The organism is Streptomyces sp. NPDC094032 (assembly GCF_040303965.1).
Classification (GTDB): Bacteria; Actinomycetota; Actinomycetes; order Streptomycetales; family Streptomycetaceae; genus Streptomyces.
The window spans coordinates 261,872-280,717 of sequence record NZ_JBEOUE010000001.1 but is presented as its reverse complement, the minus strand read 5'-3'; the positions used below and the strand labels follow the sequence as shown (position 1 = coordinate 280,717).

General features: G+C 74.0%; 12 protein-coding genes and 1 tRNA gene. 4 read left to right on the top strand and 9 right to left on the bottom strand.

The features are described 5' to 3' along the window. Positions 1 to 48 precede the first annotated feature (48 nt). From ABTZ54_RS01020 to ABTZ54_RS00980, 9 genes are all read right to left on the bottom strand, one after another. Positions 49 to 1,623: an Ig-like domain repeat protein gene (locus ABTZ54_RS01020; protein ID WP_351655229.1), complete on the bottom strand. Its 1,575-nt coding sequence runs from the start codon at positions 1,621 to 1,623 to the stop codon at positions 49 to 51. A 38-nt stretch (positions 1,624 to 1,661) separates the two neighbouring features. Next, a complete protein-coding gene (locus ABTZ54_RS01015; RefSeq protein WP_351655227.1) occupies positions 1,662 to 2,660 on the bottom strand; it encodes a substrate-binding domain-containing protein in 999 nt (332 codons plus the stop codon). Between the two features lie 108 nt (positions 2,661 to 2,768). Continuing rightward, positions 2,769 to 5,354 (bottom strand): hypothetical protein, encoded by a 2,586-nt coding sequence (locus ABTZ54_RS01010; RefSeq protein WP_351655224.1) that lies wholly within the window; start codon positions 5,352 to 5,354, stop codon positions 2,769 to 2,771. Then, complete coding sequence (pstS, locus tag ABTZ54_RS01005; RefSeq protein ID WP_351655221.1) at positions 5,351 to 7,108, bottom strand: phosphate ABC transporter substrate-binding protein PstS; 1,758 nt, start codon at positions 7,106 to 7,108, stop codon at positions 5,351 to 5,353. Before pstS ends, ABTZ54_RS01010 begins: the two co-directional genes overlap by 4 nt. A gap of 113 nt (positions 7,109 to 7,221) precedes the next feature. After that, complete coding sequence (gene pstA / locus ABTZ54_RS01000) at positions 7,222 to 8,505, bottom strand: phosphate ABC transporter permease PstA (protein ID WP_351655218.1); 1,284 nt, start codon at positions 8,503 to 8,505, stop codon at positions 7,222 to 7,224. A gap of 2 nt (positions 8,506 to 8,507) precedes the next feature. Further along, entirely contained in the window at positions 8,508 to 9,512 is a 1,005-nt protein-coding gene (gene pstC / locus ABTZ54_RS00995) for a phosphate ABC transporter permease subunit PstC (protein WP_351655215.1), read from the bottom strand. Then, positions 9,512 to 9,958, bottom strand: coding sequence for a YegP family protein (locus ABTZ54_RS00990; RefSeq protein WP_351655212.1), 447 nt, complete (start codon positions 9,956 to 9,958; stop codon positions 9,512 to 9,514). Before ABTZ54_RS00990 ends, pstC begins: the two co-directional genes overlap by 1 nt. Before the next feature lie 136 nt (positions 9,959 to 10,094). Beyond that, entirely contained in the window at positions 10,095 to 11,789 is a 1,695-nt protein-coding gene (locus ABTZ54_RS00985) for an MFS transporter (RefSeq protein ID WP_351655209.1), read from the bottom strand. Between the two features lie 168 nt (positions 11,790 to 11,957). Continuing rightward, positions 11,958 to 12,045: transfer RNA gene (locus ABTZ54_RS00980), tRNA-Leu, on the bottom strand. Positions 12,046 to 12,309: 264 nt separating this feature from the next. Here ABTZ54_RS00980 and ABTZ54_RS00975 point away from each other — a divergent pair. From ABTZ54_RS00975 to ABTZ54_RS00960, 4 genes are all read left to right on the top strand, one after another. Beyond that, entirely contained in the window at positions 12,310 to 12,513 is a 204-nt protein-coding gene (locus tag ABTZ54_RS00975) for a cold-shock protein (protein WP_007502648.1), read from the top strand. Positions 12,514 to 12,602: 89 nt separating this feature from the next. Further along, positions 12,603 to 14,318 carry a DEAD/DEAH box helicase gene (locus ABTZ54_RS00970; RefSeq protein WP_351655205.1) on the top strand — a complete coding sequence of 572 codons (1,716 nt, stop codon included), beginning with the start codon at positions 12,603 to 12,605 and terminating at the stop codon, positions 14,316 to 14,318. A gap of 188 nt (positions 14,319 to 14,506) precedes the next feature. Continuing rightward, entirely contained in the window at positions 14,507 to 16,936 is a 2,430-nt protein-coding gene (locus tag ABTZ54_RS00965; protein ID WP_351655203.1) for a GMC oxidoreductase, read from the top strand. Further along, a complete protein-coding gene (locus ABTZ54_RS00960) occupies positions 16,933 to 18,843 on the top strand; it encodes a metallophosphoesterase (RefSeq protein WP_351655200.1) in 1,911 nt (636 codons plus the stop codon). Before ABTZ54_RS00965 ends, ABTZ54_RS00960 begins: the two co-directional genes overlap by 4 nt. Positions 18,844 to 18,846 lie beyond the last annotated feature (3 nt).

Below are 18,846 nucleotides of genomic sequence, written 5' to 3'. Positions count from 1 at the left end.
GGTGCCGGTGGCCGGGACGGGCGGTGGGGCCCGTCCCGGCCGGCGGCGTCAGATGGCCGTCAGGGTGAGGGTCGCGGTGTAGGTGCCGGCCACGGTCGAGGTCGGCGCGGAGAGGGCCAGGTCGGCGCCGAGGTGGGCGGTGCCGAGCCCGGTGCCGGTGGCGAGGGAGCGGGAGGACTTGAGGCCCGCGGTGCCCGGGTCGGCCGGGGCGAGGCCGGTGCCCGCGGCGACCGGCGTGCCGGGCGTCACGGTCTGCGCGGCGCCCTTGTCGACGACCTTGGGGGTCCAGCCGAGGTTCTGGCCGTTGATGCGGTGGGCGCCGCCGTCGGAGAAGTCGGTGATCTGGCCGCTGACCGACCAGCCGGGGTTGCCGGCCCGGGTGTCGGTGAGCGTCACCGGGTTGATGGCGCCGGTGGTGGCGAGGAGGTCGCCGCCGCTGGTGAGCGTCGGGGACGGCAGGGTGACGTTCGGGTTGTCGACGCTGATGACGAGCGCGCCCGACTGGACGGTGGTGGTGATGCTCTCCGAGGCCGTGACGCCCTTGAAGGAGCCGATCACGTAGGGGACGGCGCCGGAGGTGGAGGCGGTGTACGCGCCGGTGTCGGCCGGTACGAAGGCGGCCGTGAGGGAGTGGTCGCCCGAGGGCAGGGCGCTGGTGGTGAACGCGGCCTGTCCGGCGGCGACCGGGACGGTGGCGAGCGTGGTGGTGGTGCCGCCGACGGTGTCCTGGAACTTCACGGAACCGGCCGCGGAGGCGGGCGACACCGTGGCGCTGAGGGCGACCGGGCTGTACTGGTCCGCCGTGCCGGACGGGGAGACGGCGAGCGCCGTGGTGGTGGCGGTCGCCGGGGCGGCGTCGACGGTGTAGGAGACACCGGCGGAGGCGGACGGGTTGTAGGCGGCGCTCGCCGGGGTGAACGCGGCGGTCAGGCTGTGCCCGCCGCGGGTCAGCGCGCTGGTGGTGAGCGCGGCGCGCCCGCCCGCCACGGCGACGGGGGTGCCGAGCGCGGTGCCGTTGTCGCGGAACTGGACGGTGCCGGTGGCTCCGGCGGGGCCGACGGTCGCGGTGAGGGTCACCGGGGTGGCCTCGACGACCGGGCCCGCCGGGGAGACCGCGAGGGAGGTGGTGGTGTCGGTCTTCACGGCCGGATCGGTGTTCTGGTAGGCCGTGTTGGAGGTGAACCAGACCGCGCCGGGGAAGTCGCCGAGGCTGGTGCCGTTGAACGCCGTGCGGCAGGTGACGAGGAAGGTGTACTTGCCCGTCAGATTGGTGAAGCCGGCCGTGTTGGCGTAGTCGCGCATGGTCTGCGACAGCGGGATGACGAGACCGCCGTCGGCGGTGGTGCCGTAGGTGGCGATCGGCGAGTTGCCGACCACGTTCTGGCCGCCGGCCGGGAAGCCCGAGCCGGTCACGGCGACGATGACGTTCGTGGCGGCCGGCGGGCAGGCGCCCGAGGTGGTCAGCGTCATGCTGGAGGTGTCGGCGCCGGTGGCCGGGGTGACGACGGCGGTGCCGATCTCGGCGGCCTGCGCCGAGGGGGCGAGGGCGAGGCCGCCCGCCAGGACCGCCACGAGGCTCGCGAGGCTCCCTGCCAGGGTCCGCGAGAACGTTCTGTTCCGCACAGTGGTGCGCTCCTTCTCGGAAGTTCGGTACGGACGGGTCAGGGGGTCTGCTTGGTGGTGTCGCCGCAGTTGGGGTTGGCCGCGAAGCCGTAGGTGTTGATGACGCCCTGCTGCTGGCAGACGAGGGAGCCGGAGCCGACGAAGACGGTGCTCCAGGGCGCGGTGCCGATCTTGCTGGTGGGGATGACGTTGTAGACGTCGCGCTTCACGCCGAAGCCGCTGTTGAGGACGGTGGGGGCGATGCCGTCGACGGTGCCGAGGATGGCCCGGCCGCGCAGGTCGGCGATGGTCTGCGAGCTCTGCGCGTTGTACTGGGCGATGGAGAACGGCACGATCGACTTGTCGTCGAGGACCCGGCCGTCGTGCTCCTGGACGGGGGCGCCGCCCTTGGCGTCCTTGATGCAGGGGTAGACACCGGCGACGACGTCGGCGTCGGTGATGCCCATCTGGGACTCCCAGAAGCTGCGGGTGCCGGAACCGGCCTGCGGCAGGTAGACGGTGATCCCGAAGTTGGGCGCGGTGCCGACGTAGTCGGGGTTGCAGTGGTAGATGGCCTTGAGGTCGGCCAGGGTCAGCTTGCGCGGCACGGTGCTGGTGGGCGTGATCGCGTAGCTGACGGCGTCCACGGCGAACGGCACGTAGGTGAGGCCGGGGCTGGCCGCGCCGAGGTTGAGGCTGGAGGAGCGGGCGAAGTCGAGGCACTTGTTGTCCGCCTGCAACGAGTTCAGCAGGGCGGTGCGGCCGGCGCCGGAGCCGTTGGGGCGGTTGATGGTGCAGCCCGGGGTGGTGGCGGGGTCCTTGGTGGTGATCTGGGCCGAGCCGGTGGCGTCGTAGGAGCCGATGACCTTGGTGCCGTTGATGGTGATGGCGTTGGCCAGGCCGTTCATCACGTCCTGGGTGGTGTCGGAGCCCACGCCGGAGAGCTGGCGGTAGGGCGGCGGGCCGGAGGGGTCGGCGACGGCCTGCTGGGCGGTGACGATGCCGGTGAGCAGACCGGCGATGCCGACGGTGGCGAGAGCGGCCAGGGACTTGTTCACGTGCGGTACCTCTCGGGTTAGGCTTCCGCCGGGCGGTGGTGCCCGGCGCGGTGGATCGGACAGTTCGTTGGCGCGGCCTGTCGATGGATCACGGATGCGCTGTGGGCATCACCTCCCTTGTTTTCCGGGGGACTTGGGCGTGGCCCGCCACTCCCCCAGGACGGCGGCGAGGCGGGGCACGACCCTCGGCAGGAGGGGGCCGCAGACGGCCGCGGCGAGCCCGGCGACGAGGGCGATCAGGAGCGCGTAGCGCACGGCGCCGATCGCCTGCTCCGGGGTGAGCGGCAGCGCTCCGCCGGAGGCGGCGGCGGGGGCCGGGGCGGCGCTCGTGGGACGGCCGGGGGGCGGGGCGGCCGAGGCGGAGTGCCCGGCGGTGCCGCCCGCGCCGGTGCTCGTGCCGTGCGCCTGGTCGCCGCCGGTGGAACCGGAGCCCGCGCTGCCGCCCGTACCGCCGCCGGAGGAGCCGGTCGAGCCCGTCGAGCCGGTCGAGCCGTTCGAGGTGCCGCCCGTGTTCGTGCCCGGCGCCGGGGCGTCGGAGCGTGCGGCGACGGCCGCCGCCGCCGTGCGGGTCTCGGCGCGCAGCGCGCCGGGCAGCGGGGCGTATCCCTCGGGCAGGGTGCCGGCCGAGACGCCGGGCCGCTGGCCGTCGCCCGCCGCGTACCGCAGCAGGGCCGCGTAGTCCCGGCCCTCGCGCGCGGTGAGCCGTTCGGGGACGGTCGCGGCGTAGGTCAGCAGGGTGAGCGGGTACGCGTCGCGGTTCGCGGTGGCCGGGTCGGGCAGCCGCAGGCCGCTGGCCGGGTCGCGCCGCATGGCGGCCTGCCCGGCGAGCAGCCCCTTGGCGTTCGGGGCGACGAAGACGCCCGCGGCGTTGCGCAGCCGGGCCGTCACGAGGCCGTAGCGGGCCGCGGTGGCCGTGTCGGCGAGGGCGAGCACGGCCCGGCGCCCGGCGGGCTGCGGCGGGTTGCGCTTGTAGCCGGGCGGGGTGGCGGTGCCGTCCCAGCTGGCCCGGGCGAGCGTGTCGCCACGGGCGGCGGCGCGGGCCGCCGTGCGCATGTCGACCGTGTACGGGTGCTTGTCCTGGATGCACAGCGGCTGGGCCGGGTGGTCGTCGAAGTGCTGGCAGAACGGGTCGCTCTTCGGGTACGCGTTCCTCGGCAGCTTCAGCTTCCGGTAATTCGGGTTGACCTTCATGCCCGCGTTGCCGGACTCGCCGTACCGCCCCTGGTCGTCCGGGGTGCCGTCGAGGAACTCACGCGCGGCCGGGTCCCGGTCGATCCAGTCCCACAGCTGCCAGGCCGCGTCGGACAGCGCCTCCGGTACGAGGACGTCGCCGAGGGCGCCGCCGAAGTCCTGCGCCTTGTAGGTGGGATTGGCCCGGAGGAACTCGGGGTCGCGCCCGAGGTTGACGGGGTTGCCGGCGGTGCTGGGGGCGAAGCGGGAGTTGCCGTCCGGGTAGGACTCGGTGAGCAGCTTGGCGACCAGCCGGGGCGTCAGGTCCAGCGAGGTGAGCCGGGCTCCGTCGCGGGCCCTGACGTCGTCGGGGGCGCCGAATCCGGCCTGGCTCTCGATGAAGAAGCCGATGGTGAGGCCGGACAGGGCGACCGGGGCGTACACGGGGTCGTGGACGGGCTGCGCGCCGGTCCGGATCTGCTGGGCCGAGGCGGGGCGGCCGACGAAGACGAGGCCGGGGCTGCCGGAGACCAGTTTGGCGCGGGCGGTGTCGTCGGTGACCTGGGCGTAGCCGTAGATCGTCCGCCCGCCGGACTGGCACAGGGCGGGCTGCCAGCGGGAGACGGCCTCGGCGACGGGCTCGTGGCCGAGGGTGCCGCGTTCGGCGGCGCCGATCGGGCAGAAGCTGCCGGTCGGTTCGAAGCGCAGCGGCACGACGAGCCGGTGGCGCCAGTTGCTCGCGCTGAGCGGCGAGGACTGGAGCATGCCGCTGGGCTGCGCGGTGTACGCCGAGCCGTCGACCTCGGTCCTGCCGCGCGGCACCACCACCAGCCAGCAGGCGCGCCCGGCGGTGGCCCCGGAGCTCCCGGGGCGGACGTCGCCGCAGCCGAGGCCGGGCGCCTCGACGCCGGTCTGGGTCTCGAACCAGACCTCGCCGGTGCCGTCGGGGCCGCTGCGGGCGTAGGGGACCTCGTTGCTGGTGGTCACGTCGTAGAAGTCGTTCCAGTTCCCCTTGGTGCTGATGTCGCCGGTCACCGAGCGGAAGCGGACGTACGAGATGCCGGTGCCGGTCGCGGGCGGCAGGGTCTGCGCCGGGTCCTTGAGGCCGCCGTAGGACAGCTGCCGGGTGTTGGTGTAGGCCCCGGCGGCCTGGCTGCCGGCGCCCGCGCCGAGCGCGGAGGAGCCGCCGAACTGGCACTGGTCGGGCTCGGGCCCGCTCGCGGCGTCGCCCCAGCACTGCATGAGCTGGAGGTAGTCGGCGGCGTAGGTGGTGTCCGAGACGGTGGGCGCGGCGCCCTTCCAGCTGACCTTGACGACCTGGTCGACCAGGTTGCGGGTCTGGCCGACCGTCACCTTCAGGGCGGCGTACGGGCCGGAGCCGGAGACGGTCACCGCGGAGCGGGTCTCGGCGGCCTCGGCGGGCGGCGGTGCCGAGAACAGCACGGCGGTTCCGGTCGCCGTGAGCAGCACGAGGGCGAAGGTGGCGGCGGAGGTGGCCGCGAAGCGGCGCAGGGCGGCGATCACGAGCGGCCCCGCTTCAGGCGGCGGCTGAGCAGCGGGGGTCCGACGGTGACCGCGAGGAGCAGCAGCGCCGCCATGGCCATCAGGGCGGTCCGCAGTCCGCTGCCGATGCTCTGGGCGCTGGTGACGGGCATCGCGAAGGCGTCGGCGCCGCCGTCGCCCGCCGCCTGGCCGCCGCCGGTCGTGACGGCCTGTCCGGTGTCCGGGTCGACCGCGCCCCCGCCGGTCGCGGCGGCGCCTCCCGAGCCCCCGCCGCCGGTGGCGCCCGCGCCGCCCGACGTACCGGAGGAGCCGGAGCCCGTCCCCCCGGTGCCGGCCGTGGCCGACCCGCCGGAGGACGAGGCAGAGCCGGAGCCGGACGCGGAGCCCGAGGCGGAGCCGGAGCCGCTCGCCCCTCCGGCGGCCGAGCCGCCGCCGACCTGGGTCGGGTTCTTGGCGCCGCCGGTGCCGGTCGCGCACTGGGCGGTGCCCTGCTTGTCGCAGGCGGGCGGGTAAGGGGCCTGCTTCACCAGGGTGTTGGTGCCGTCGGCGGAGAAGGTGGGGTTGTGGCAGTCCTTGAGGCTGACCCGCTCGACGTCGACGCCGGGGATCCTGCGCACCTGGTCGAGGCCCGCCTTCACGAGGTTGACCGGCAGCGGCGAGTAGCCGAGGTTGTCCACGCTCTGCTGGCCCTGACAGAGGAAGTAGTAGGCGAACGCGCCGAGCGTCTTGCCCTTCTGGGCGTTGAAGTTCGACTCCAGCCGGGTCGGGATGATCATGTAGCTGTAGCTGGAGAGCGGATAGGCGCGCGGATCACGGTCGTTGTAGACGTCGTCGAGGATCTGGGTCAGATAACCGGCCGAGTTCGGGTTCTCGTCGATCCGCGCCTTCGTCAGGGCCACGGCGACGTTCTTCGCGGTCGGCTCGGTGTAGTACCCGGCCTTGTTGAGCACCTTGGCGACCGGGAACCCGGTCGTGTACACGGCGAACGAGTACTCGACGTAGGTGATGGTGCCGATGTGGCTCTCCTCGGCGACATAGCCGGAGACGCCGTTGGAACCGGACTGGCCCACGAAGCCGCTGCCCGCCACCAGCGGGTAGTTGGAAGTCGCGCCGCAGGGCGTGGCGCGCCCGGCCCGGCGGCAGTAGGCGTCCCACAGGCCGGAGTACTGCCTGCTCATCCAGGTGGTGAACTGCGCGGTGGTGCCGGAGCCGTCGGAGCGCACCACGGGGACGACCGGGCGGGCGGGCAGCAGGGCGGCGAGCGCGGGGTTGTCGGCCTTGATCGCCGGGTCGTTCCAGGTCTTGATCTGCCCGGTGAACATCTTGGCGACGACCTCGCCGGAGAGCCGCAGGTTGGTGACCCGCTTGTTCCCGATGACGAGGTTGTACATGAACGAGGTGCCGCCGGCCACGATCGGCATGTACGCGAACTTCCGCGAGGGCGGCGAGTCGACGACCCCCGAGTCCTTGATGCCGTACGGGATCTCGGAGACGGCGTAGTCCACGGTGCCGTTGCGGAACTGGTTGCGGCCGTCGGAGGACCCGTAGCCGGTGTAGTTCACGGTCATGCCGTACTGCTTGACGTTGGCCCGCCACTGGTCGAGCGCGTTCTGGCTCCAGGTGGACCCGGCGCCCGAGATCGGCACGTACGTCGCGGCGACGGCGGGCCTCGCGCCGGGCAGCGCGGCGCCGAACAGCAGGGCGGTCAGGAGAACGAGTGCGGCCAGCGCCCTCGTACGGAGGCGTGCGGGAGCGGCCGGAGGCGATCCGGGCATGACGGGGAACTCCTGGTCGGGTGTGGGAGCGTCGGGGGCGTGGAGGTGGAGGGCTGGGCGGGGCCCGGGCCCGGGTGGGACGGGACGGGGGTCCGGCCCGCGGGGTCGGGCGGCTAGCCGGGCGGCATCGGGCCGGGGGCCACAGGGTCGGCGCCTGGGCCGGGGTCGGGGCTGGGGCCGTCCGGTCGCGGGCGGGACCGGGCCCGCGCCGCCATGCGGGCGGCGTCGCGCCGGGAGGCGAGGACGCGCCGGTGTCGCTGGCCTCGGGTGAGTTCGCCGGGGGCGCGTCCGCCGATCACGCGGGCCACCACGAACAGCAGCAGCACCAGGGCCATCAGCAGGGCGGCCGAGCCGAAGCCGCGGGCGATCAGGCTGGGCTGGGGCGAGCTCACCAGCTGGAAGGTGGCCAGTGGCAGCGAGACCTGCGGGCCGCTGAGCGCGTTCGCGTTCAGTTCGGCGGTGGCCCCGGAGGTGAGCAGCACGGGCGAGGTCTCACCGATGCCGCGCGCGGTGCCGAGGATCACGGCGGTGGTGAGCCCGGACCGCGAGGTGGGCAGCACCACCGTCCACACGGTGCGCCACTGGCTCGCGCCCAGCGCGTAGGAGGCCTCGCGCAGCGAGCTGGGCACCAGCCGGATGACCACGTCGGCGGCGCGGATGACGATGGGCAGCATCATCACGCCGAGCGCGAGCGACGCCGCGGCGCCGGACTTGTCGAGGCCGAGGACGAGGATCACGGTGGCGTAGACGAAGAGGCCCGCGACGATGGACGGCAGGGCCGTCATCGCCTCGACGACCGTCCGTACGAAGCGCGCGTAGCGGCCGGGGACCTCGTTGAGGAACACGGCGCAGGCGAGCCCCAGCGGCACGGTGACGACGAGCGCGAGGGCGATCTGCTCCAGGGTGCCGACGATGGCGTGCAGCACGCCGCCGTCGGAGAGCGGCTGGAGCGGCCCGGTGCTGCTCATGTCCTCGGTGAGGAAGTTGAGGTGCACGAGGGCGGACCTGCCCCGCCACAGGGTGTAGCCGACGACGAGGACCAGGGCGCTCAGGAGCAGCGCGGCGAGGCTCTGCCAGAGGACGGCGGCGACCCTGTCGCGCACGGCGGGGCCGGTCTCGTCGAGCGAGACGAGGACGGCGTACAGGCCGACGAAGAGCAGATACGCGACGACGACGAAGCCGAGGACGGTGTCGAAGGGGGCGACCCAGACGAACAGCAGCGTGGTCAGGGCGAGCGCCCCCACGGCGGCGCCGGCGAGCGCGAGCAGGTCCGAGGCCCGTACGGCGGAGGTGGAACGGCGCGCCTCGGGGGCCCGGCCCTCGGGGTCCTCGGGGACGGGGCGCACGGTCGCGGGGACGGCGGCGGCGCGCTCGTGGTGCAGGAGGTCGGATGTCATGGTCAGGCCTCCGTTCCCGCGCCCGAACGGCTGCGGGCGGCGATCGAGGACGCGAGGAAGTTCACGACGAGGGTCATCAGGAAGAGCGCGAGCCCCGCGGCCATCAGCGCGGACATGCCGAACGCGCTGGCGGAGCCGTAGCGCAGGGCGATGAGCGCGGAGACGGAGTTGGCGCCGTTCTGGAGGATGTGCGGCTGCACGGCGAAGACCGGCGAGATGATCATGTAGACGGCGATCGTCTCGCCGAGGGCGCGGCCGAGGCCGAGCATGGTGCCGCCGATCACGCCGCCCCAGCCGTACGGCAGGACGACGGCGCGGATCATGCCCCAGCGGGTCCCGCCGAGCGCGAGCGCGCCCTCCCGTTCGCCGGCCGGGGCCTGGGAGAAGGTCTCGCGCATCACCGAGCAGGCGATGGGGGTGACCATGAGCGCCACGACGATGCCGGCCACGAAGGTGGAGGAGGTGTAGACGGTGGTGGTCTGGAGGGGGTCGGCGGGGTCGGCTCCGTCGACCTTGAAGAGCGGGATCCAGGAGAAGTAGGTGGCGAGCCAGCGGGAGAGGCCGACGATCCGCTCCTGGAGGAAGAAGGCGCCCCAGAGCCCGAAGACCACGCTCGGGACGGCGGCCATCAGGTCCACCAGGCTGACCAGGGTCCGCTTGAGGCGTCGCGGCGCGTACTCGGATATGTAGAGGGCGGTGCCGAGGGCCAGCGGTACGGCGAGGCCGACGGCGACCAGTCCGATCAGCACCGTGCCGGTGAGCACGGCGGCGATGCCGAAGTGGTGGGAGTCCGGCTCCCACACGGAGGTGGTGAGGAAGGAGCCCTTGGCGACGCCGAGCGCCTGCGCGGCGCGGTAGGCGAGGAAGACGCCGACGAGGAGCATCACGGCGAGCACGAGGGCTCCGCTGCCCCGGGCCACGCCCCGGAAGACCCGGTCGGCGGGGGCGGGCGTGCCGCGCGGCGCGCGCTTGGTGTCGGGGCCGGCCTCGGGTGCGACGGCGGTCATCACACCGCCGCCCGGTCGCCGGGCTCGCCGCCGGGAGCGACCCGCTGCCGGGCGGCGGCTCCGGTCCTGGAGCGGACCGGGGCGGGCTCGGCGAGCTCGGCCACGGGGACCACGTGGAGGAACTGTCCCAGGTTGAACTGACAGTCCCGCTGGCGCTGGTAGGTCCGCCCGGCGACCGCGACGGGCCGCCCCTCGATCTCCAGCCGCCAGGCCCAGCCTCCGCCGCCGGCCGCGTCAGCGGTGGCCAGCAGCGCGCGGGCGTCCCCCACCCGCTGCCGCAGCCGCAGCACCGCGGCCCGGCACTCCCCGGGATCCGCGAACACCTGGGCGCTGCGCCCCAGTTCCCGATGGTTGGCTCCGACGAGCCGCCATGCGAACCGTTGCGCCTCCCCCATGGGTCTCTGGCGCGCCCCGAGCATGACGTAGAGGAACCGTGCCGGAACCATGGAAACCACCCCCCTTCTCTCTCCGAAAGCGCACTGAGAGTCGCGGACTTGTGTGCGACTTGTGTGCACGGATGCGTGAAGGCCGAACGGAGGGCACATGAACGGGAGGAGCCGGTGATCTTGGGGTGGGGCTCCCCTACTGCTCGCCGCGGCCGACGGCGGCAGGGGGGTCGTCGTGCGCCGCCGCACCGGTCGATACGGCCCGTCCCGGGGCTTCCCGCCGCCCGCCTCGCGGGATGCGGGTGGCCGCGGCGAGGCCGAGCAGCATGCAGCCCGCGGCGGCGAAGAGGGTGGTGCGGGTGGCGGCGGCGAAGCCGTCGGCCAGGGCGTCCGCCACGGCGTCGGGGTCCGTGGCGCCCTGCGGCGGGTCGGTCCTGAGCTGGGCGATGGTGCCGCCGGCCGAGGCCCGGGTGGCCTCGGTGGCCTGGGCGGCCGCCTGCGGGGCGAGGCCGGGTACGTCGTCGAGCGCGGCGGGCAGGGTGGAGCCGAGGGAGAGCGAGAGCAGCCCGCCGAGGACGGCGGCGCCGAGGGCGGAGCCGAGCTGCCGCACGGTGCTCTGGGTGGCCGAGCCCTGCCCCGAGTCGGCGGGCCGGACGTCGGCGAGGACGGTGCCGGTGAGCTGCGCGGAGGCCAGCCCGAGGCCGATGCCGTAACCGGCCAGGAGCAGCGCCAGGAGCCACGGGGAGGTGTGCGGGGTGACGACCGAGGCGACGAGGACGATCGCCGTGGCCTCGATGGCGAGGCCGAGCGTGACGATGCGCGGCGGCCCCATGCGGCGTACGAGCCCTTCGGCCGCGCCGCCGGCCAGGAAGGCGCCGAGCGCCATGGTGGCCAGGACGAGGCCGGACTGGAGGGTGGACAGCGCGAGGACGTTGACCAGGTACAGCGGGAGCACGAAGAGCAGGCCGAACTCGCCGAGGGCCACGGCGAACGCGGCGAGGTTGCCCCAGCGGAAGCTGGGCAGTCCGAACAGTCCGAGGTCCAGCAGCGCCGAGCGCCCGGTCCTGGCCCGGCGGCGCTCCCAGAGGCAGAAGAAGACGAGGAGGGCGAGCCCGAGGGCCAGCAGCACGGGGATCGCGGACACGGGTGCGGTCTCCGGCCAGACCACCCCGAACAGGGAGAGGTCCTTCAGCGGCTTCCACCAGCCGTAGGTCTGCCCCTCGATCAGCGCGAACACCAGCACGGCGAACCCGGCGGCGCTGAGCAGGAAGCCCCCGACGTCCAGTCCGGGCGCGCGGATCTCCCCGCGCGTCTCGGGGACGAAGAGGAAGATCCCGACGAGCAGCAGCAGGCCGACCGGCACGTTGACGAGGAAGATCCACGGCCAGGTGAAGCTGGTGGTGAGCCAGCCGCCGAGCAGTGGGCCCACGGCGGCCATGCCGGAGATCACCGACCCCCAGACGGCGAAGGCCATCACCCGGTCCCGGCCGCGGAAGGTCGCGTTCACCGTGGACAGGGTCCCCGGCAGGATGCACGCCCCGCCGAGCCCCTGCACCACCCGCGCCGCGATCAGCGAGCCCGCCGCGCCTGCGGAGGCGGCGAGCACACTGCCGACCACGAAGAGCACCACGCCCACCGCGAAGAGCCGCCGCCGCCCCAGCCGGTCACCGAGCCGCCCGCAGGTCACCAGGAGGGCCGCGAGCACGACGGAGTAGACGCTGTTCACCCACTGCGCCTGCGTGAACCCGAGCCCGAGGTCCTCGATGATCACCGGCAGCGAGACACTGACGATCGTCCCGTCCAGCACGACCATGGACAGCCCGAGGGAAAGCACCCCGAGCCCGACCCACTCCCGCCGCGTGGCGGCCCCTTCCCGCACCTCTTCGCCCATGCGCCACCGCCCCATCACTCGAACGCGCCGTTCCGCTCACCCGATGATCACGGCGATGACAGGGACGCGCGACACGAGGAGTCCCGGGCGGTGACACGAGAAACGCCACGCGGCGGGGGCCGGGGTTTCCCGAGCCGCCGCCGCGTGGCGTTCACTGCGATATTTCTCTGGTGTCCGAGGGGGGACTTGAACCCCCACGCCCGATAAAGGGCACTAGCACCTCAAGCTAGCGCGTCTGCCATTCCGCCACCCGGACAGGTGTTCGTCGGCCGTGGGGTGTTCCCCGCGGCGACAGAGATCAATCTACCAGGTGTGCGGGGTGCCTCTCACCGCGTTTTCCGTGGTCAGGTCGTCGAGTGCGGCGTGGTCGGCCCCATGGACGGGGCAGGTGTGTTACGATCAACGTGTTGCAGTTGTGGTACCCATGAACCTCTTGCGTCTGACGGGAATACTTCTCTTCAGGCGCATTTTGTTTTCCGGCATCTCCGGATGGGGCCTCTGCCTACAGAAGGAGAAGGTCATGGCACAGGGAACCGTGAAGTGGTTCAACTCGGAAAAGGGCTTCGGCTTCATCGAGCAGGACGGCGGCGGCCCGGACGTCTTCGCCCACTACTCGAACATCGCCACCCAGGGCTTCCGTGAGCTGCAGGAGGGCCAGCGCGTGTCCTTCGACGTCACGCAGGGCCAGAAGGGCCCGCAGGCGGAGAACATCGTCCCCGCCTAATCGCGCCTGACGATTTCTGCTCACCGGGGTCCGCACCGATTCGGTGCGGACCCCGGTTTTGCGCTGTTCTCCAGGAAGGTAGCCCCCGCATGTCCCGCAACTCCCACAAGCCGAACCGGCGCGCCAAGTCGCCCCAAACCTCCGCGGCGCCGCCGAGGGAGTTCCGACTGCCGGAGAGCACGACCCCCTCGCTTCCCCCCGTCGACTCCTTCGCCGACCTCGACATGCCCGCCGGGCTGCTGAAGACGCTCACCGCGCAGGGCGTGACCGCGCCCTTCCCGATCCAGGGCGCCACGCTGCCCGACTCGCTCGCCGGCCGTGACCTGCTGGGCCGGGGCCGTACCGGTTCGGGCAAGACCCTCGCGTTCGGTCTCGCGCTGCTCGCGCGCACCGCCGGTCTGCGGGCCGAGCCGAAGGCGCCGCTGGCCCTGGTGATGGTGCCCACCCGTGAGCTCGCCCAGCAGGTGACGGACTCGCTCACCCCGTACGCCACCGCGGTCAACCTCCGGCTGACCACCGTCGTCGGCGGGCTGTCCCTGACGAAGCAGGCCACCGCGCTGCGGCGCGGCGCCGAGGTCCTCGTGGCGACCCCCGGGCGGCTCAACGACCTCGTGGAGCGCGGCGACTGCGTCCTCGACGACGTGCGCATCACGGTCCTCGACGAGGCCGACCAGATGACCGACATGGGCTTCATGCCGCAGATCACCCGGCTGATCCAGCAGGTGAAGCCCGGCGGCCAGCACATGCTGTTCTCGGCGACCCTGGACGGCAACATCGACCGCCTGGTCCAGCGCTTCCTGCACGACCCGGTCGTGCACTCCACGGACCCGTCCGCGGCCACCGTGACGGCGATGGAGCACCACGTGCTGCACGTCCTGGACGAGACCGACAAGAAGGCCGTCACCACGCGGATCGCCGCGCGCGACGGCCGGGTCATCATGTTCATCGACACCAAGCGGGCCGCCGACCGGCTCGCCAAGCGGCTGCTCACCGCCGGTGTCCCCGCGGCCGCCCTGCACGGCGGACGCTCGCAGAACCAGCGGACCCGCACCCTGGACCAGTTCAAGAACGGCCAGGTCACCGCACTGGTCGCGACGAACGTCGCGGCCCGGGGCATACACATCGACGACCTCGACCTCGTCGTGAACGTCGACCCCCCGACCGACCACAAGGACTACCTCCACCGGGGCGGGCGCACCGCGCGCGCCGGCACTTCCGGCAGCGTGGTCACGCTGGTCCTGCCGGAGCAGAAGCGCGAGGTCTCCCAGCTGATGACCCACGCGGGCATCCGCCCCCGGACCACCCGCGTCACGTCGAGCGACCCGCAGCTGGCGGAGATCACCGGCGCCCGCGAGCCCTCCGGCGTGCCCGTCGTCCTGGAGGTCCCGCAGCCGACGCCGCCGAAGGCCTCCCGCCCGGCCCGCAAGTCCGGCCCCAGGACCGGCGGCGGTCGGACCGGCGGCGGCCGTAACGGTGCCAGGACCGGCGACGCCACCACGAACGACGGCCCGAAGACCCGCGCCGCGTCCTCCGACGAGTCCGGCACCCGGTCCCGTCGCCGCCGCCCCAGCGGCTCCGCCGGCAGCGGCTCCGGTGCCGCGACCGGCTCGGCCCCCCGCTCCGCCACCGGCGGCGGCCAGGGCGGCGACCGCAGGGCGGCCGGTGCCCGCGGTGCCGGCCGTGGCGCCTCCGCCGGTTCCGGCCGGGGTACGTCCTCGGGCTCCGCGACCGGCGGCGGCGCGGCCCGCGGCCGTGGCGACTCCGCCCGCAGGGGCGGCGGCGGCCGTCGCGGCACCGCGAGCTGACGCACCGCCCCAGGCGACGAAGCTCCCGGCGGTACGGGTCCTCCACGGAGGCCACCCGTACCGCCGGGAGTTTCGCGTTTTCACCCCGGCGGTCCCCCGGACGCCCCGTCCGCTTGGTGCGGTGGCGCGCGGAACCCTAGCGTCGATGCGGGACGAGATGTCCCGAGTCGCCCGTAAGGGGATCGCCGATGAGGCACACAGTCGATGCCGCGTCCGGGACCGGGGGCGACGACGACGCCGTTGACGTCGTCGTCGTCGGCTCCGGCTTCGGCGGGTCGGTCACCGCGCACCAACTGGCCGACGGCGGGCTGTCCGTCGTGGTCCTGGAGCGCGGCCGCCCGTACCCTCCGGGCAGCTTCGCCCGGACGCCCGCCGCCATGGCCCGGAACTTCTGGGACCCCAGCGAGGGCCTGCACGGGCTCTTCGACATCTGGTCGTTCCGCGGCCTGGAAGGCGTCGTCTCCAGCGGTCTCGGCGGCGGGTCGCTGATCTACGCCAACGTGCTGCTTCGCAAGGACGAGAAGTGGTTCGTCCACGAGTCGCCGCTGCCCGGCGGCGGGTACGAGAACTGGCCGATCGGCCGCGCCGACCTCGATCCGCACTACGACCGGGTCGAGCGGATGCTCGGCGGCACCCCGTACCCGTACGACGACACCCCGAAGACCGTCGCCATGCGGGAGGCCGCCGGGCTGCTCGGCCTGCCCGTGACCCGGCCGCCGCTCGCCGTCTCCTTCGCCTCCCGGCCGGGCGGCACACCGGTGCCGGGCGCCCCGCTGCCCGAGCCCGAGTACGGCAACCTCCACGGGCTGCCCCGGGAGACCTGCCGGCTGACCGGCGAGTGCGACCTCGGCTGCAACCTCGGCGCCAAGAACACCCTCGACCACACCTACCTGTCGGCCGCGCGCCACCGGGGCGCCGACATCCGCACCCGCTGCGAGGTGCGCGGCTTCGCCCCGCTGCCCGGCGGCGGCTACGAGGTGCGGTACGTGGTCCACGACCCGGCCCGCGAGGGGCACCGCACCGACACCGGCAGGCTGCCGCTGCGCCGCGTGCGGTGCAAGCGGCTCGTGCTGGCGGCCGGCACGTTCGGTTCGACCTTCCTGCTGCTGCGCAACCGCTCGGCGCTGCCCGGCCTCAGCTCGGCCCTCGGCACCCGGTTCAGCGGCAACGGCGACCTGCTGGGGCTGGTCCTGAACGCCACCGGCGGCGCCGCGGGCGCCGGGCCCCAGCGGCTGGCGAGCAGCACCGGGCCCGTGATCACCAGCGCCGTCCGGGTCGGCGACGAGCTCGACGGCGACGGCTCGACCGGGCGCGGCTACTACGTCGAGGACGCCGGCTACCCGGACTTCGTGGCCTGGCTCGCCGAGCTCGCGGAGCTGCCCGGAAGCGTGCGCCGCACCGTGGGCTTCGGCCTGGACCAGGTGCGCTCCCGGTTCGGCCTGGGGTCCGGCCCCCGGAGCGAGATCGGCGGGCGGCTCGCCCGGCTGATCGGGCCGGGGGCGTTCTCCGACTCGGCGCTGCCCCTGCTCGGCATGGGCCGGGACGTCCCGGACGGCCGGATGAGCCTGCGCCGGGGCTATCTCGACGTCGACTGGACCACGCTCACCTCCCGCCGCTACTTCGAGCGGGTGCGGGCGACCATGGCCGACGTGGCCGGGGCGCTCGGCGGCGAGTTCCACGACAACCCGCTGTGGTGGGCGCGCCGGGTGATCACCGTGCATCCGCTGGGCGGGGCGCCGATGGGGCGGCATCCCGGTGAGGGCGTCTGCGACGCGTACGGCGAGGTCTTCGGGTATCCGGGGCTCCATGTCCTCGACGGCTCCGTGCTGCCGGGCCCGGTGGGGGCGAACCCGTCGCTGACCATCGCCGCGTTCGCCGACCGCGCCTGCCGCCGCATCCTGGAGACGCACGGGGCGCGGCCCGCGACGGCGACGGCGACGGCGACGACCACCGCGGCGGCGGCCCCGGCCTCGGATCCCCCCGCCCCCGGGGAGCGGCCCACCAGTCTCTCCTTCACCGAGGAGATGAAGGGGTACCTCGCCCTCGACGTCACCGACCCCGAGGAGGGGCGGGAGCTCGGCCGGGCGCGGGGGCAGCGGATGATGTTCCGGCTCACGATCACTGCGGACGACGTCGACCGGTTCGTCGCGGACCCCGGGCACGAGGCCGGGGCGGTCGGTCATGTCGAGTGCGACGTCCTCGGCGGGCGGCTGCCCGTGGAGGCGGGCTGGTTCAACCTGTTCACCCGCGACGGCGACCCGACCCGGCGCCGGATGCTCTACCGGCTGCATCTGCGCGACCCGGGCGGGAACGCGCTCACGCTCGTCGGGCACAAGGAGGTGCACGACGACCCCGGGCTCGACGTCTGGAGCGACACGTCGACCCTGTACGTGCGGGTGCTCGCCGGTCATGTGCCGGCGGACGGCGACGCGGCGGCCCAGGTGCTCGGCGCGGGGGTCCTGGTGATCCTCACCGCCGACTTCGTACGCCAGCTGACGACGTTCCGGACCTCGGGGCCGCATCCCGCGCGGGCGCTCGAAGGCTTCGGGCGGCTGTTCCTGGGCGAGTTGTGGGACGTCTACGGCTCGCACTTCGCGTCGGCCGAGGAGTCCCCGTGAAGGTGCGCGAGCTGCGGAAGCACGCCGACGCGCTCGGGTTCACCCCGCAGGAGCCGGTGCGGTGGATGGCCCCCGGGGAGCTGGCGCGGACGGCGGTCAAGGTGGTGCTCGCGGCGGTCTTCGCCGGGTACGCGGACAAGCGGGAGTACCAGGGGGTGCTGGCGGCGGACCTCCTGGAGGCCCCGTCGGGCGGGCGCGAGGCGCGGGAGCTCTGGTTCGACTTCGTGGCCGACCTCGGCGACGGCTTCGACGCGACGAGCTCGGTGGCGTGGGCGCTGGCGGCGGAGGAGCTGTCGGTCCGGCCGACCGGCGCCGACGGGCCGGACGCCGCCCCCGGGACCGTACCCCTGCGTCTGCCCCGTGGCTCCCTGCTCGTGCTCGGCGGCGACGAGGTGTACCCGACGGCTTCGGCGGAGGGGTACGAGGACCGGTTGAAGGGGCCGTACCGGGCCGCCCTGCCGGAGGCGGCGGATCCGCCGCTGATGGTCGCGCTGCCGGGGAACCACGACTGGTACGACGGGCTCACCGCCTTCCTGCGGATGTTCACCCAGCAGCGGCCGATCGGCGGCTGGCAGACCCGGCAGACGCGCAGCTACTTCTGTGTGCGGCTGCCCGAGCGCTGGTGGCTGGTGGGTCTGGACAGCCAGCTCGGCTCGTACTTCGACGATCCCCAGCTGCGCTACTTCCAGGAGCATCTGTCGGCGCACCTGCGGCCGGGGGACGGGGTGATCGTCTGCTCGGCCGAGCCGACCTGGCTGAAGAGCGCGGACCGGAGCGTGGACGCCTTCAACGCCCTGCACTGGTTCGACCGCAACGTCGTCCGCCAGCACGTCGACCGGGAGACGGGCGAGCGGCGCCCGACGCACGCGTCGGTACGCGTCTGGCTGACCGGCGACCGGCACCACTACGCGCGGTACGCCGAGCTGCTGCCGGGCGAGCCGGTCGGCGGCGGCGCCCCGCCCGCCGATCCGCGGCGGCGGCAGATGGTGACCTGTGGTCTCGGCGGGGCGTATCTGGCGTCGACCCACCGGCTGCCGCCGGTGCTGCCGCTGCCGCCGAGCGGGTCGCGGCTGCGTGACCGGGACGACCCTCCGGTGGAGTTCGCCCGGATGGCGACCACGTACCCGGACGCCGCCGAGTCCCGCCGCCTGGCCCGGGGTCTCGCGGTGCCGTGGTCGGGGCGCTGGCTGCCGTGGCGCAACGCGGGCTTCGCGCCGCTCGCGGCGGGGCTGCACGCCGGGCTCTTCCTCCTGACCAGTTTCCTGTTCGCCCTGGCGCAGGGCGTGACGCGGCCCGTCGACGCCGTGCGCGGGGCCGGGGTCGGCGACTTCTGGGGCTTCGGCGCCGTGTGCCTGGGCGTGGCCGGAGGGCTGCTGGTGCTCGGTTTCCTGGGCCGGCTGCTGCGGCGGCACAGGGCGTCCGGGCCGTCCCGCGCGGCGGTCGCCTCGCTGGCGCAGGCGGTGGTCGCGCTGGCGGCGCTGGCCGTCACCCTGGCCCTGCCGTTCCCCGCGTCCTGGCCCGGCTGGACGGTGCTGCTGCTCTGTCTGGGCGTCGCCGCCCTCTTCGGCGCGGTCGTGGGCTCGGGCGTCTTCGCGCTGTGGATCCTGTCCGTGCGGGACGGGCCGGTGGCGGAGTGGCAGATGTCGGGCCAGTCCATCGAGGACCACAAGGGTTTCCTGCGGCTGCACATCGCCCCGGGCGGCGACCTCACGGTCCACCCGCTGGCCCTCACCTCCGTCTGCCGCGACTGGGAGCTCGCGGACGACCCGACCGGCGGCCGGTCCCGCCAGGCACCCGGCGGGAAGCCGCGGTCGAGGGAGCTGGTGCCGGCGAAACGGCCGGTGCCGGTCCGTCATCCGACGGTCCGGCTGATCGAGGAGCCCTTCGTGATCTCCCGGGGAGCGTGACCG